This is a genomic window from Flavobacterium rhizophilum (genome assembly GCF_046000485.1).
Taxonomy (GTDB): Bacteria; Bacteroidota; Bacteroidia; order Flavobacteriales; family Flavobacteriaceae; genus Flavobacterium; species Flavobacterium rhizophilum.
Window position 1 is genome coordinate 285,406 of sequence record NZ_JBELQB010000002.1, and the last position, 14,852, is coordinate 300,257.

The window sequence follows — 14,852 nt, forward strand, 5'->3', positions numbered from 1 at the left end:
TTATTCTTTAGTTAAAAAGACCTCGGCCATCATGCAACGGGCACTTCCGCCGCCACAGGCCTCAATAGTATCTAAGCTTGAGCTTAAAATTTCTGTATGTTTTTCAATTTTTGCAATCTGATCATTTGTTAAAACCTGATGAGCCGAAGCACTCATAACGAGATAACTCTTATTATTATTGCCTCTAACCTGTAACATATTTCCTGCAAAATGGTTTAATTGCTGTTCTGTTAGAAGAATAACTTCCTTGCCGTCTGACTTAAGATTATCCAGCACCATTTTACGCTCTTTCTTGTCATCAATACAATCAGCACAAATTACAGCAAAAGTTTCGGCTACACACATCATCACATTAGTATGGTAAATATGCTTACGCTCACTGTTTACAGTTTGGAACGCCTCAAATATAACCGGGTTATACTCAAAGTCCTCACAAAACTCAATAAACAGCTCTTCTTCTGCCCTTGGAGATAATGCACAGTAAGCTTTATGGTTTTGCCTGTCAAGCACTATACTTCCCGTACCTTCAAGAAAAATATTATCTTCCTCTGCCGATGTATAATCTACTATATTCTCAATAGCAAAGCCTTTCTCCTCCAAAAGGTCAAGTATCTCTTCTCTTCTTTCTAAACGTCTGTTCTCGGCAAACATAGGATATAGCGCTACATCTCCGTTTTCATGAAAAGATACCCAGTTGTTCGGGAATATCGAATCGGGAGTATCAGGATTCACAGTATCGTCCACAACTACCACATTTACCCCAACAGTTCTAAGCTTATCCACAAAAGCATCAAACTCCTGTTGCGCTTTGGCATTTACCGTATCCGGCAAAAGATTATCCATTACCTTTTGGTAATAGTTATTTACCGCAGTTTGCTCATTCATCCTGAAAGCAACAGGGCGTATCATCAATATAGTATCAGTAATCTGTCTCATAATGTAAATTTACGGATATTATTAATCCCTTATAAGCGGTAATGTTGAACATCTTAATAAACCTTCCTGTTTTGCAATTTCGGCATAAGGAACTTCTTCTACAGTAAAACCTCTCTCAAGAAGCCATTTTTTTAGCCTTGTAAAGTTCTTTTCAATTACAACAACATCAGGAGCTATAGAAAATACGTTAGAGTTCATGTTATACATTTCCTCTCTTTCTATATGGAAAAGGTTTTCTTTCCCAAACAGGTTAACAAGATACATATAATCTGCCTCTTCACGGAAACCGCTTTTATATATAATACCCTTGTCTGTACCAATAGGCTGGAAACAACAATCTAAATGAAGCGCATTATCCCTTGGTTCAATTTTAGATTTAACCAAATCAAACTCCTTAACTATCTTATTCGGGAAAAGTTCCTTAATGTAATTTACACCCTGCATATTGGTACGTGCAGTAATATAGTCCTTATAATCACTTCCTTTATAGGTACCTATAAATATATGATCGTTCCAGGGCATAACATCTCCCCCTTCAATATGTACTTCCTCTGGAGGGCGAACCACTTTAGCAGGGTCTATCTGGTCTATTACATACTGTATAGCTTCCAGTTCCCTTTCCCTATCTGGCAGTATATTGGCTTTTATGAATACATCTTCAATAACAAAACCAATATCACGACTAAATATCTGGTTATAGTTCTCTATAATTTCAGGTCGGTATACCTTAACGTCATATTTCTTAAACACTTCATTAAAAGCTTCCATTTCTTTGACCATATCTTCCTCTACCGGATAAGTACCGGCAAGTATATGCTCCAGTGATTTAGGATCGTAAGCTTCGTGTACCTGTGGTGTAGGTCCGTTACTTACAGCTGTTCCTAATATCACAGCCCTTAATCGTGATGTTTCATTTTTAATATTCAGATTCAACATGGCTTCTGGCTTTTTGGCAAATATAGAAAATGCCCATTAATTATAAACATTTACTATGATGTTAGTTTAAATATTATCAATTTTTCAACAGAGCAGATTTAAATTTACCGTAAACTGACAATATACCAACAAAAAAGTCCTGCAATGCAGGACTTTTAATATATCACACAGGATTAACTACCTGTTGTTAATATCTTTAAAATCTCTAAGCGGACTTCCGGTATAAACCTGTCTTGGACGACCGATAGGCTCTTTGTTTACTCTCATCTCTTTCCATTGAGCAATCCAACCCGGTAAACGGCCAATTGCAAAAAGAACTGTAAACATTTCTGTAGGTATACCCATAGCCCTGTAAATGATTCCTGAATAGAAATCTACGTTAGGATATAGGTTTCTTGATTTGAAGTACTCATCCTCAAGAGCTGCTTTTTCTAATTTCTTAGCGATATCAAGTACCGGATCATCTACACCAAGATCTGCAAGAACCTCGTCTGCAGCTTTTTTGATGATTCTTGCTCTCGGGTCAAAGTTTTTATAAACTCTGTGACCGAAGCCCATTAAACGGAAAGGATCGTTTTTATCTTTTGCCTTAGCAAGGAATTTTTCAACATCACCACCGTCTTTCTGGATAGCCTCAAGCATTTCAAGTACTGCCTGGTTAGCACCACCGTGAAGCGGCCCCCAAAGTGCAGATACACCTGAAGAGATGGAAGCAAATAAACCTGCGTGAGACGAACCTACCATTCTTACTGTAGATGTAGAGCAGTTTTGCTCGTGATCTGCGTGAAGGATGAATAGTTTATCAAGCGCATTAACTACAACAGGATTCATTTTGTAAGGACCTGTAGGAAGTTCAAACATTAAACGCATAAAGTTCTCTACATAACCTTTGGTATTATCGTAGTAGTTTAACGGATAACCCATATTCTTTCTGTATGTCCATGTAGCAATAACCAGGAACTTAGCCATAGTTTTGCAAACTGCCTCATACATTTCTTTTTCATTATCTACATTAACTGATTTAGGGTTAAATGCAGTAAGCGCACTTGTTAAAGATGCCAAAACTCCCATTGGGTGAGCTGTTCTTGGGAAACCATCAATGATGTTTTTCATTTCCTCATTAACAAGCGTATATTTTCTTATGTCTTTCTCAAATTTCTCTATTTGAGCAGCAGCAGGAAGTTCTCCGAAAATTAAAAGGTAAGCTACTTCTAAAAAGTTAGACTTTTCGGCAAGATCCTCAATTGAGTAACCTCTGTAACGTAATATACCCTGCTCTCCATCTAAAAAGGTAATATTACTTGTACATGAACCTGAGTTTTTATACCCCGGATCTATAGTTATGGCGCCGGTTTCGCCTCTAAGTTTATTAATATCGATAGCTACTTCATTTTCAGTTCCCACGATTACCGGAAACTCATATTTTTTGCCATCAATTTCCAATATAGCGATATTTGACATGATGTTATTTGAGTTTATTTTTGTTTGTAAAATTATATTCCTGCGAATTTAATAAATTGTAATTTATTTAGGAAGAAAATTACTTATTAAAATCGTTAAATCTGCATATAAAAAACAAAAGTTAATAGTTTGAAGCCAACAATATTGAAAAATATGTAATATTAATGCCGATTTTATTGTTAAAAATCTATTTTTTAATTATCCAAATAACACTAAACCATTAATTATCTGAAAGTTCACTTTCATTAAACACAAAAAACAAAAGGCCGGTATTTTAAAAACACCGACCTTCACCATGAAGTTTACTTATATCTTTTATTCTTTTATCACTTTTTCAACCTTAACTCCCTTATCAGAAGTTATTTTAAGGAAGTAGATACCCTTCGCCCTCATAGAGATATCTAACGTAGTCTGAACATCATTTGGCATCATTGTTTGTAATAACCTACCCTGAATATCATACAGGCTCACAGAGCGCAGATTTACATCTCCTTCAACACTCAATACATCTTTTACAGGATTAGGGTATACCTTAACCGAATTATCCTTTTCAAAGTCATCCAGCCCCATTAGCCCCTCAAATTCGGTTATCGCCTCATTTGTAACAATTGGTTCATTATAATCAAAAACTATATTTGCCTGACTAACTACCTGATCTCCTTCAACCAAGTCTGATTTAGACTTTAATTTAAACAATATATTACCGTGGTCCAGAGCATTTAAATTTATGTTTGGAAAAGTAAACGTAACAACATTACCTACAATCTCAGCATCAACAGAATGTGAACTCTTTAAAATTTGTAACGAACTAACATCATAATCTTCCTCATTGATGGCCTGTGTAATCACTACAAAAGTTGCTGAGGCATTACCCGTATTTTCAAAATTCACAACATAATACAGGTACTCACCTATTTCAGATGCCGGAACGACTTCGCCTTGAACACACATAATATTATTAGGATCAAAAGCCCCTACAACTGTTTGGTTAAAAACAATATCATTATTTGCAGGATTATCATCGGTACCATTTACAGCATGTGCAGTAAACGGCAGTACATCATCAATATTAACAGCAGGAGTATCTGTTGGCCCGTTAACATGTAAAGTCATTAAAATTTCCCTACTTTCAAACGGCTGCAAATCGGTATAATTCCATCCATAGTTACCTAAACTGATGTCATCTGCCATTGGCACAAGGGAAACATAAGTAAGAATATTATAATCCCATTCACAACTAACTGAACCAGATACTACCTGTGTACCATTGTTTTTATACACTATTTTATACACTGCATCATAACCGGGAACCGCATTTGTAACCGGAACCATAACCACTTCTACATCATTGTAATCTCCGTTTGGCTCTATACAAAAATCCTGAACCGATACCGAATTATCCATAGCCGGAAAACTAACATTCGCCACAGTTGGAGAAGTTATATAATAAGGAAATTCATAATCAACAGTCACTTCAAAATCACCTGCCTCAACATAATATAAATACTCACCGGTGTAATTATGGCTAAACTTAATACGCTCTGTAACACCATCATTAAGTTTTACTTTAACAAAAGGAGCTATAGGATCAAACTCTCCGCAACCATCACTCCCTCCATCAAACCTTAAAACTCCTTTGATAGTGTTATAATCATCATTAGTATTAAAAACACAATCAGTACTCATAGCAACAGGAGCCTGTTCATAAAACTCAAAATACTGTAACATTTGTACCTCTTCATCCTCATCTACACACATGTATGCAAAATTAGGATTATCAAAAAACTGACACTCGTACGGGTGAATCATAACACCTCCATTATTGATATTTATAGTCTCTAATAATGTATTTTCATTTACATGAATAAATCCTAATCCCGGCGAATGACTTAAATCCAGTTCTGTCAACAAAGTATTGCTACATCCAAAATAATAAAGATTAATCAGGTCATCTGTAACAATAGAACTTAAAGGGTTATCAAAACAGTACAGATCCTCTAATAGTGTAAACCCTGTTAAATCAAGACTAGTTAAACCAACCCCACTACAATCTAATCTTTTCAAATTAACTAAAGAAGATATATCCTCGCTGGAAAGCTGGGTATTCCCTTCATAATCTAAATATTCAAGATTTGGAAAATCAGAAAAAGTCAATCCCGAAACATTGCTGCCCCCTGCAATATCTAAATTTAATAATGCCCCGGAAGGTGTTAAATTAAGAGTAGTAATTTGATTATTTTCACCACCCAGCACTTCAAGATTTAATAACCCTAAAGCGTTTAAGGACACGATGTCATTACTTCTACAGTTTAAATTTATTAAATTAGCACAACCCGAAACATCCAATGATGTCAAATCATTATACTCCAATTGCAAAATGGTCAAATTTGGCAAATAGTAATCAAATGTTACCAAATGATTTAATCTGCAATTAAGATTAGTGATATTTGAAAACGCCTCAATCCCGTCTAAAGAATCAATTAATGAACCTTCAAGATACAGTGAAGCTACAAGCAAGGCTTCACTTTCCTGTATCTCATAGTCACCATTAGTATCAATTATAATAGAATTATCATTAATATCCTTAGCTATATTATTAGTTGTATTTGCCGATAGTAATTTATTCTTAAAATTAGCATCAGGTATATTTACTATCTGGGCACTTGCAATACCCGAGAACAAGAGTAATAAGTAAAGTAGTTTCTTTTTCATGTTAGTTTATGTGTGTGGTTAATCGGTTTTTCAAATATATTTTATTCTGTTTCACAGCACACCTGCCGTTTAGAATTCGCCAACTCTCAGTTAGAATTCGCTATTACATTGACTTTAACAGTTCCTGCAAACGCTCTTTTTTACGCTGACTGATAGGCAAATGACTATTATCAGCCATTACAGCATACCCTCCGTCTTTTTTAATATACGACTTGAGATAGGCCAGATTAATAAGATGCGACTGATGTATACGCTCAAAACCGTGTTCAGACAACAAATCTTCATACTCCTTAAGCGTTTTGGCTATAAGTATGGGCTTACTGTCTTTTATATAGAACTTGGTGTAATTATCCTGCGATTCACAACGGATGATATCCTTTACTTCAAAAAGATGAATTCCGTCGGAAGTGGAAAGCGCTATCCTTTTAAACTTATCTACCTTCTTACTTATATTTTCCAGCAAAAGGTCAATATGCGCGTAGTTATCGTTACCTGATAGTGTCTTTTTTATCTTATCGACCACGTTATTCAAATCTTCCGGATCTACAGGCTTAAGCAAATAATCCAGTGCACTAAAACGGAATGCCTTTACCGCATACTGTTCATGCGCCGTAATAAACACCACATGACAGGACAACCTGCCTTTGCGCTGCATTACCTGCTCCAGTATATCAAATCCGGTCCCATCACCCAGTAAAATATCCAAAAACACTACATTGGGCTGATGATACTCAATGGCACTGATACCTGTTTTTACACTATCGGCCTCACCCACTATTTCTATATCGGGTGCATAAAGAGACAATAGCCCTTTCATACCATTCCTTAAATTACTGTCGTCGTCTATTAGTAATGCTGTTATCATATTAGTTAGTTGCGTACTGTATTGGTAAATTTAAAACTATCCTTGTCCCGCCTGACTGTCCTTCACTGGTAATCATATCTTCAATTTCAACCTTTGAGGTTTTTGAAGTAAATGCCTGAATCACTTCAAGCCTTTTACGGGTTATCTCTAAAGCCATTGATTTGTGCACTGTAACCGAGTTGACTTTCATTTCTTTTGATTTAGCAAAACCAATACCGTTATCGGTAACCGTACAAATGAGTTTTTCTCCGTGTAAAGCAAAATCAACTTTTATCACACCCTTTTCTTTTTTAGGAACCAATCCGTGCAAAATAGCATTTTCAACAAATGGCTGCAACAATAATGGCGGAATAGCCATATCATCTTCAATATCGGAATCTTTGGTTATGGTAAACTCAAAAAGGTTATTAAACCTAAGCTGCTCAAGCTCGAGATAATTACGCAACCCCTCTATCTCATTATCTATCGGTATAAGCGACTCTTTTGAATACTCCAGTGTAAGTCGCATTAATTTAGAGAACTTGGATAAATATTTAATGGCCGAATCGGTACCATTTTGAACAATAAAACTGGATATGGAACCCAGACAATTGAATACAAAATGCGGATTCATTTGCAAATGGAGTGCCTTTTGCTCGTATTCGGCAAGTTCCTTTTGCAGTGTAAGTGTTTTTTTAAGCTGACGTCTGTTAGACACTAAAAATACTATCCCAAAAAGCAACAGAATAAACAACACTACAAAAAACATTTGCTGATTATGACGTTTTACTTCCTCATTATAGATTGCCTGCTTCTTATCGGCTTCTGCCTTTTGCATTTCTGCCTTACGCTCCATTTCATAGTTCATTTCCTCACGAACCATGTTTTTAATATTCTCGGCATTATTAATACTATCCTTTGCCTTTTCAAATTTCTTATAGTGAATTAGAGCCTGTTTATAGTCACCTTTTTTCTCATATAGTTCACTTATACTTTTTTCAGATGATTTTACCTGTTCCAGCACCCCTATTTCTTCGGCATACTCTGAAGACTTTTTTAAATACTCTAGTGCTTTCGTGTTATTACCCTTTGCTGCATATAGGTCACCAAGGTAAGCCAGTGATGCAGATGCCCCATATTTTTCATTCACATCTTCAAAAACAGTAAGCCCCTTATAATAATTCTCCTCAGCCCTTACATACTTACCTGTCTTTTCATAATACTGCCCCATAGCATTGTATAGTTCACCCAAACCTCTTTTATTCTCGTGCTCATTGAATATACTTAAAGCCTCCTGAAAAGAAACCAAGGCTTCTTCCGGTTTGTTTTCCAGTAAATAAATATTACCAATATTGGTAATGGTTATTGCGCTACTACTATCGCCAATTTCTTTTTGTATTGCGAGTGCTTTATTGAAATACTCTAAAGCCTTATCATATTCCTTTTGCGCTTTATAAACAATGCCTATGTTATTATACAGCCTTAATACTATTTCCTGTTGTTTTGCTTCTTTATATAATTTAAGTGCCTTAAAATAATACTCAAGTGATCTTGCATAATTATTTTGTTCAGAACACACTATACCTATACTACCATAGGTTTTAGCTAAATTTGCCTTTATCTCATCCTTTTTATCAGATGCTTCAGGTAATAGTTTTTCAAAAATATCCTGAGCATTGGTAAAGCTCTTTAAGGCTTCGGTATACCTACTCAGCATAATATTGGCATTACCTAAATTAAACCAGGCCTTCCCTTCATCTTTCATGAAGTTTTTCTGTTTAGAGAGCTTTAATGCCTTTTGAGCATACAGCATCATCAATTCCGGATTGTTTTCTACGTATTCAGAAGAAACAGCATTAAGCAGTTCTGCCTTCTGTTTATCTGTAGAGGCCTTATCCAATTGATTTAACAAACTGTCCAACACCCTGTTTTGGGCAAAAGCGGTATAGTTAAACAGAAATAAAGCTATTACAGCGAGGGTTTTTAAAAACTTCATATGCAACACATTAATTGTCATTAACAAATTTATGATTTCAAATTGATTTATTGACAGCAGATGAGTATTTGAAGCTTTTGATTTAGAATTTGATAAACGGAATAAAAAAAGCGCCTCCGTGTGATTACGAAGGCGCTTTTGCACAAGCAAAGCTTAAGTAAGCTTATTGTATTATCTTTTAACTTTAAAAGCTCTTTCTTTAGGGAAGTAAGCCACTTCGGCAAGTTCCTCTTCAATTCTAAGAAGCTGGTTGTACTTCGCCATACGGTCACTACGTGAAGCAGAACCTGTTTTAATCTGTCCGCAGTTAAGCGCAACAGCTAAATCAGCGATAGTATTATCTTCAGTTTCTCCCGAACGGTGAGACATTACAGATGTATACCCTGCATTGTGAGCCATATTTACAGCTGCTATAGTTTCTGTAAGTGTACCAATCTGGTTTACTTTAATAAGAATTGAGTTAGCAATACCCTGCTCAATACCTCTTGATAAACGCTCTACATTTGTAACATATAAATCGTCACCAACAAGCTGAACTTTATCACCTATTTTCTCTGTAAGGTATTTCCAACCTTCCCAGTCATCCTCATACATACCATCTTCAATAGAGATGATAGGGTATTTACCTGCAAGTTCTGCAAGATAATCAGCCTGCTCCTGAGAAGTTCTTACTTTACCTTCGGCACCTTCAAACTTAGTATAGTCATATTTCCCGTTTACGTAGAATTCAGATGCAGCACAGTCAAGAGCAATCATTACTTCGTCACCAAACTTGTAACCTGCATTCTCAACAGCTTTCTTAATCGTATCAAGAGCATCCTCTGTACCCCCTGCAAGGTTTGGAGCAAAACCACCCTCGTCACCTACAGCTGTACTTAAACCTCTGTCATGAAGTACTTTTTTAAGATTATGGAAAACCTCTGTACCTATTTGCATTGCATGAGTAAAATTATTTGCTTTAACAGGCATAATCATAAACTCCTGGAAAGCTATAGGAGCATCTGAATGCGAACCACCGTTAATGATGTTCATCATTGGAACCGGAAGTGTATTAGCAGAAACACCACCTACATATCTGTATAACGGCATACCCAATTCGTTTGCTGCAGCTTTTGCCACAGCAAGAGACACACCAAGGATAGCGTTAGCACCTAAATTTGATTTATTAGCAGTACCATCAAGGTCAATCATGGCTTTGTCTAAAGAGTTTTGATCAAAAACAGACATACCCACTATCTCACTTGCAATTTTTATGTTTACATTCTCAACGGCTTTAAGCACGCCTTTACCCATATAAGATTTACCGCCATCACGCAATTCTACCGCTTCATGCTCACCTGTAGAAGCCCCTGAAGGAACAGCTGCCCTACCAAGAGTACCATTTTCTGTAATTACATCAACTTCTACTGTAGGATTTCCACGAGAATCCAGTATTTGCCTAGCGTGTACTTTAATAATAATGCTCATTATATAGTTTTTAGTTTGTTATTTTCTTAGTTATTCAAACAAATTTAAACATTTTGAAAAATGAAAAAGCCTTATTTTTAAAAACTTATAAACGCAATCGTTTTAGTTTCTGCATCTTAACATAAATTTCATTTACAAAACCTCTATAAACAGAATTTGGGCTAATAAATATTAGCCCAAATTCATTATTTGTTAGAAAAAAGCATCTAAAATTTAATTTTTGGCTTTTTCTATATTCTCAATAAACTGATCGAACAGGTAAGATGCATCGTGTGGACCAGGACTCGCCTCCGGGTGGTATTGTACAGAGAAACAGTTTTTGTTTTTCATTCTCATACCTGCCACAGTACCATCATTAATATGCTCATGTGTAAGTTCGAACTCAGGGTGTTTTTCCAGATCTTCCCTTGCTACGGCAAAACCGTGGTTTTGAGAAGTAATCTCACCTTTACCTGTAAGAATGTTTCTTACAGGATGGTTAATTCCCCTGTGACCGTTAAACATTTTATAAGTAGGTATACCGTTTGCCAAAGCTAACACCTGATGCCCTAAACAGATACCAAACACCGGCTGGTTTTCGTCAAGAATCTTTTTAGCTACTTCCTGAGCACCTGTTAGCGGAGCCGGGTCACCAGGTCCGTTTGAAAGGAAGTACCCATCAGGATTAAACGATTTTAAATCTTCGTATGTAGAGTTGTAAGGGAATACCTTTACATAGCAGTCTCTCTGAACAAGGTTTCTAAGAATGTTTTTCTTGATACCAAGGTCAAGTGCAGAAACTTTGTATTTAGCCTCAGGGCTACCCACAAAGTAAGGTTCTTTAGTAGATACTTTAGATGAAAGCTCAAGTCCGTCCATGTTTGGCACAGCTGCAAGTTGCTTTTTAAGGTCTTCTAAAGAAGTTCCGTCTGTAGAGATAGCGGCATTCATGGCACCGTTATCACGTATATAGCTAACAAGTGCTCTTGTATCTACATCAGATATAGTTACAAGGTTATTCTTTTCAAAATACTCTTTCAGTCCTTCTGTAGAGTTAACCCTTGAGTGGTTAAAACTAAAGTTTTTACAAACCAGACCTGAAATCATTACACTATCAGCCTCTACATCCTCTTCATTAGTACCATAGTTACCAATGTGAGCGTTAGACGCCACCATAATTTGCCCAAAATAAGAAGGGTCTGTAAAAATTTCCTGGTAACCGGTCATACCGGTATTAAAACATACCTCACCAAAAACTGTTCCTTCAATCCCAATGGATTTACCATAAAAAACAGTACCATCTGCTAATAAAAGTATGGCTTTGTTACGATTTGAATATTTCATTTATAAATGTTTGTTGCTGTATTGCGTGCAAATTTACTTCAAAAAATTATCTTTCTAAAATTTCCTAACCAATTGGTTTAAAAAACTGGGTTAATCAGGTCAAAAAAAAAGGACAAACTATAAAGTTTATCCTTTTTAATATTATTGAAAAATCAGTTTTACCATGATTATTCAGTAGCTTCTTTGTTTTCTTCTGTATCAACAGCAGGTGCCTCAGCTGCAGGAGCTTCAGCAGGTGTAGTAGCTTTTTTAGTTCTACCTCTACGAGTAGTTTTCTTAGCTTCTTTCTTAGCAGCGTTGTACAGTTCGTTAAAGTCTACAAACTCGATCATTGCCATATCAGCGTTATCACCAAGACGGTTACCAAGTTTGATTATACGAGTATATCCACCCGGACGATCGCCAACTTTAGCAGAAACTTCTCTGAAAAGCTCAGTAACTGCATATTTGTTTCTAAGGTAAGAGAAAACGATACGTCTGTTGTGAGTTGTATCTTCTTTAGACTTTGTTACAAGAGGCTCAACAAACTGCTTAAGGGCTTTCGCCTTAGCAACAGTCGTATTGATACGCTTGTGCTCTATAAGGGAGCAAGCCATGTTAGCCAGCATAGACTTTCTATGACCAGCTTGCCTGCTTAAATGATTTACTTTTTTTCCGTGTCTCATTGCTGTCTGTAATTAAAACCTTTACGGCCCAGATTATTCTTTATCTAATTTATATTTCGTTAAATCCATCCCGAAGTGTAAATTCTTAGAAGCAACAAGCTCATCAAGCTCGGTCAAAGATTTTTTACCAAAGTTACGGAACTTCATTAAGTCATTTTTATTAAACGATACTAAGTCTCCTAGTGTATCAACTTCAGCCGCTTTCAAACAATTTAATGCCCTTACAGAAAGATCCATATCAACCAGCTTAGTTTTAAGCAGTTGTCTCATATGAAGTGATTCTTCATCATAAGATTCTGTTTGAGCTATTTCATCGGCCTCTAGTGTAATTCTTTCATCAGAGAACAGCATAAAGTGGTGTATTAACGTTTTAGCTGCTTCTGTAAGAGCATCTTTAGGATGAATTGAACCATCTGTGATAATTTCAAAAACCAGTTTTTCGTAATCGGTTTTTTGCTCAACACGGAAGTTCTCTATTGTATACTTAACATTCTTTACAGGAGTAAAGATAGAGTCTGTAAAAATAGTTCCTATAGCTGCGTTTTGCTTCTTGTTCTCCTCTGCAGGCACATAACCTCTACCTTTCTCAATAGTAAGTTCAAGGTTAATGTTTATTTTGCTGTCCATGTTACAGATAACAAGCTCAGGATTTAATACCTGAAATCCAGAAATAAATTTCTGGAAATCACCAGCTGTAAGCTGATCTTTCCCTGTTACAGATACAGTAACAGACTCGTTATCGATGTCGTCAATCTGACGCTTAAAACGAACTTGTTTTAAGTTAAGGATTATCTCAGTAACATCTTCAACAACACCAGCTATTGTAGAAAACTCATGGTCAACTCCTTCGATACGAACAGAAGTAATTGCGTAACCTTCAAGAGACGAAAGCAAAACTCTTCTAAGTGCGTTACCAACAGTCAATCCATATCCCGGTTCCAAAGGTCTGAATTCAAATTTACCTTGGAAATCGGTAGAATCGATCATGATAACTTTATCGGGCTTTTGAAAATTAAATATTGCCATATTTCGACTGATGTCAATTTTATTTGTTATACAACTCAACGATTAGTTGTTCTTTGATGTTTTCAGGAATTTGTATCCTTGCAGGTACTGAAACAAAAGTACCTTCTTTAGTATCGTTGTTCCAAGTAATCCACTCGTAAACATGAGCAGAGTTTGATAAAGAACGATCGATAGCCTCTAGAGATTTTGATTTCTCACGAACAGCAACTTTATCTCCAGGCTTAAGGTGGTAAGAAGGGATGTTAACAACTTCACCGTTTACAGTAATGTGTCTGTGTGAAACGATTTGTCTTGCAGCTCTTCTAGAAGGAGCAATACCCATTCTGAATACTACGTTATCTAATCTAGCTTCACAAAGTTGTAAAAGCACTTCACCTGTTACTCCTTTAGTAGCAGCTGCTTTTTCATATAGGTTTCTGAATTGCTTTTCAAGAACACCATAAGTGTACTTAGCTTTTTGCTTCTCCATCAACTGGATTGCATATTCAGATTTTTTACCTCTCTTTTTAGCTAAACCATGTTGCCCTGGAGGGTAATTTCTTTTTTCGAAAGACTTGTCATCTCCGAAGATCGCCTCACCGAATTTACGGGCGATTTTAGTTTTAGGACCAGTATATCTTGCCATTTTAAAAAATAATTAAACAGGGGATTATGAATTCAGGTCTCCTCCTCCGATAATCCGTATCCCTGTTTGGTTATACTCTAGTTATAATAAATTAAACTCTTCTTCTCTTAGGAGGACGGCATCCATTGTGAGGTAGTGGAGTTACGTCGATAATTTCTGTAACTTCAATACCACCATTGTGTAGTGATCTGATAGCAGACTCTCTACCGTTTCCAGGACCTTTAACGTAAACTTTTACTTTTTTAAGACCTGCCTCAAGAGCAACTTTTGAGCAATCTTCTGCTGCCATCTGAGCTGCATAAGGAGTGTTCTTTTTAGAACCTCTGAAGCCCATCTTACCTGCAGATGACCATGAAATAACTTCACCTTTCTTATTAGTTAAAGAGATGATGATATTGTTAAAAGTTGCACTAATATGAGCTTCGCCTGTTGACTCAACAACAACTTTACGTTTTTTTGTATTCGCTTTAGCCATACTACTACTTATTATTTAGTTGCTTTTTTCTTGTTAGCAACAGTTTTTCTCTTACCTTTTCTTGTTCTAGAGTTATTCTTGGTACGCTGACCTCTTAATGGAAGACCAACTCTGTGACGGATACCTCTGTAGCATCCTATATCCATTAATCGCTTAATGTTAAGTTGGATTTCAGAACGAAGCTCACCTTCGATTTTGAAGTAAGAAACGGCCTCACGAATGCTACCGATCTCATCATCATTCCAATCCTGTACTTTTTTATCTTCGCTTACCTGAGCTTTTTCCAGAATCTCTTTAGCTCTGCTTCTACCAATACCAAAGATATAAGTTAAAGCAATAACTCCTCTTTTGTTTTTAGGTATATCTACCCCTGCAATTCTTGCCAT

13 protein-coding genes are annotated in these 14,852 nt (G+C 36.3%); all 13 read right to left on the reverse strand.

Annotation, left to right across the window (positions count from 1 at the left end; all coding sequences use genetic code 11):
• The 13 genes from ctlX to rpsM all read right to left on the reverse strand — a co-directional run bounded on the left by ctlX (position 1) and on the right by rpsM (position 14,852).
• Positions 1-936 carry a citrulline utilization hydrolase CtlX gene (gene ctlX / locus ABS768_RS03460; protein WP_408073587.1) on the reverse strand — a complete coding sequence of 312 codons (936 nt, stop codon included), beginning with the start codon at positions 934-936 and terminating at the stop codon, positions 1-3.
• Between the two features lie 21 nt (positions 937-957).
• Positions 958-1,872, reverse strand: a complete 915-nt coding sequence (locus ABS768_RS03465; protein WP_408073588.1) for a dimethylarginine dimethylaminohydrolase family protein — start codon at positions 1,870-1,872, stop codon at positions 958-960.
• 177 nt (positions 1,873-2,049) lie between these two features.
• The gene (locus ABS768_RS03470; RefSeq protein WP_408073589.1) at positions 2,050-3,333 is read right to left on the reverse strand and encodes a citrate synthase; all 1,284 of its coding nucleotides are present in this window, start codon (positions 3,331-3,333) and stop codon (positions 2,050-2,052) included.
• Positions 3,334-3,648: 315 nt separating this feature from the next.
• Positions 3,649-6,045 (reverse strand): T9SS type A sorting domain-containing protein, encoded by a 2,397-nt coding sequence (locus tag ABS768_RS03475; protein WP_408073590.1) that lies wholly within the window; start codon positions 6,043-6,045, stop codon positions 3,649-3,651.
• A gap of 103 nt (positions 6,046-6,148) precedes the next feature.
• A complete protein-coding gene (locus tag ABS768_RS03480) occupies positions 6,149-6,910 on the reverse strand; it encodes a LytR/AlgR family response regulator transcription factor (RefSeq protein WP_408073591.1) in 762 nt (253 codons plus the stop codon).
• 1 nt (position 6,911) lies between these two features.
• Entirely contained in the window at positions 6,912-8,885 is a 1,974-nt protein-coding gene (locus tag ABS768_RS03485; RefSeq protein ID WP_408073592.1) for a tetratricopeptide repeat-containing sensor histidine kinase, read from the reverse strand.
• A gap of 171 nt (positions 8,886-9,056) precedes the next feature.
• Positions 9,057-10,352 carry a phosphopyruvate hydratase gene (gene eno / locus ABS768_RS03490; RefSeq protein WP_408073593.1) on the reverse strand — a complete coding sequence of 432 codons (1,296 nt, stop codon included), beginning with the start codon at positions 10,350-10,352 and terminating at the stop codon, positions 9,057-9,059.
• 213 nt (positions 10,353-10,565) lie between these two features.
• Positions 10,566-11,675, reverse strand: coding sequence for a glutamine-hydrolyzing carbamoyl-phosphate synthase small subunit (carA, locus tag ABS768_RS03495; protein WP_408073594.1), 1,110 nt, complete (start codon positions 11,673-11,675; stop codon positions 10,566-10,568).
• 167 nt (positions 11,676-11,842) lie between these two features.
• Positions 11,843-12,340, reverse strand: coding sequence for a 50S ribosomal protein L17 (rplQ, locus tag ABS768_RS03500; RefSeq protein ID WP_408073595.1), 498 nt, complete (start codon positions 12,338-12,340; stop codon positions 11,843-11,845).
• Positions 12,341-12,373: 33 nt separating this feature from the next.
• Positions 12,374-13,366 carry a DNA-directed RNA polymerase subunit alpha gene (locus ABS768_RS03505; RefSeq protein WP_035129828.1) on the reverse strand — a complete coding sequence of 331 codons (993 nt, stop codon included), beginning with the start codon at positions 13,364-13,366 and terminating at the stop codon, positions 12,374-12,376.
• 19 nt (positions 13,367-13,385) lie between these two features.
• Positions 13,386-13,991, reverse strand: a complete 606-nt coding sequence (rpsD, locus tag ABS768_RS03510) for a 30S ribosomal protein S4 (protein WP_408073596.1) — start codon at positions 13,989-13,991, stop codon at positions 13,386-13,388.
• A 91-nt stretch (positions 13,992-14,082) separates the two neighbouring features.
• The gene (gene rpsK, locus ABS768_RS03515; RefSeq protein WP_035129822.1) at positions 14,083-14,466 is read right to left on the reverse strand and encodes a 30S ribosomal protein S11; all 384 of its coding nucleotides are present in this window, start codon (positions 14,464-14,466) and stop codon (positions 14,083-14,085) included.
• Positions 14,467-14,477: 11 nt separating this feature from the next.
• The gene (rpsM, locus tag ABS768_RS03520) at positions 14,478-14,852 is read right to left on the reverse strand and encodes a 30S ribosomal protein S13 (protein ID WP_035129820.1); all 375 of its coding nucleotides are present in this window, start codon (positions 14,850-14,852) and stop codon (positions 14,478-14,480) included.

Excerpts from the sequence above, each read along its gene's own strand:
- ctlX (WP_408073587.1), bottom strand. The coding sequence starts at position 936 with ATGAGACAGATTACTGATACTATATTGATGATACGCCCTGTTGCTTTC.
- ABS768_RS03465 (WP_408073588.1), bottom strand. The coding sequence starts at position 1,872 with ATGTTGAATCTGAATATTAAAAATGAAACATCACGATTAAGGGCTGTG.
- ABS768_RS03470 (WP_408073589.1), bottom strand. The coding sequence starts at position 3,333 with ATGTCAAATATCGCTATATTGGAAATTGATGGCAAAAAATATGAGTTT.
- ABS768_RS03475 (WP_408073590.1), bottom strand. The coding sequence starts at position 6,045 with ATGAAAAAGAAACTACTTTACTTATTACTCTTGTTCTCGGGTATTGCA.
- ABS768_RS03480 (WP_408073591.1), bottom strand. The coding sequence starts at position 6,910 with ATGATAACAGCATTACTAATAGACGACGACAGTAATTTAAGGAATGGT.
- ABS768_RS03485 (WP_408073592.1), bottom strand. The coding sequence starts at position 8,885 with ATGAAGTTTTTAAAAACCCTCGCTGTAATAGCTTTATTTCTGTTTAAC.
- eno (WP_408073593.1), bottom strand. The coding sequence starts at position 10,352 with ATGAGCATTATTATTAAAGTACACGCTAGGCAAATACTGGATTCTCGT.
- carA (WP_408073594.1), bottom strand. The coding sequence starts at position 11,675 with ATGAAATATTCAAATCGTAACAAAGCCATACTTTTATTAGCAGATGGT.
- rplQ (WP_408073595.1), bottom strand. The coding sequence starts at position 12,340 with ATGAGACACGGAAAAAAAGTAAATCATTTAAGCAGGCAAGCTGGTCAT.
- ABS768_RS03505 (WP_035129828.1), bottom strand. The coding sequence starts at position 13,366 with ATGGCAATATTTAATTTTCAAAAGCCCGATAAAGTTATCATGATCGAT.
- rpsD (WP_408073596.1), bottom strand. The coding sequence starts at position 13,991 with ATGGCAAGATATACTGGTCCTAAAACTAAAATCGCCCGTAAATTCGGT.
- rpsK (WP_035129822.1), bottom strand. The coding sequence starts at position 14,466 with ATGGCTAAAGCGAATACAAAAAAACGTAAAGTTGTTGTTGAGTCAACA.
- rpsM (WP_035129820.1), bottom strand. The coding sequence starts at position 14,852 with ATGGCAAGAATTGCAGGGGTAGATATACCTAAAAACAAAAGAGGAGTT.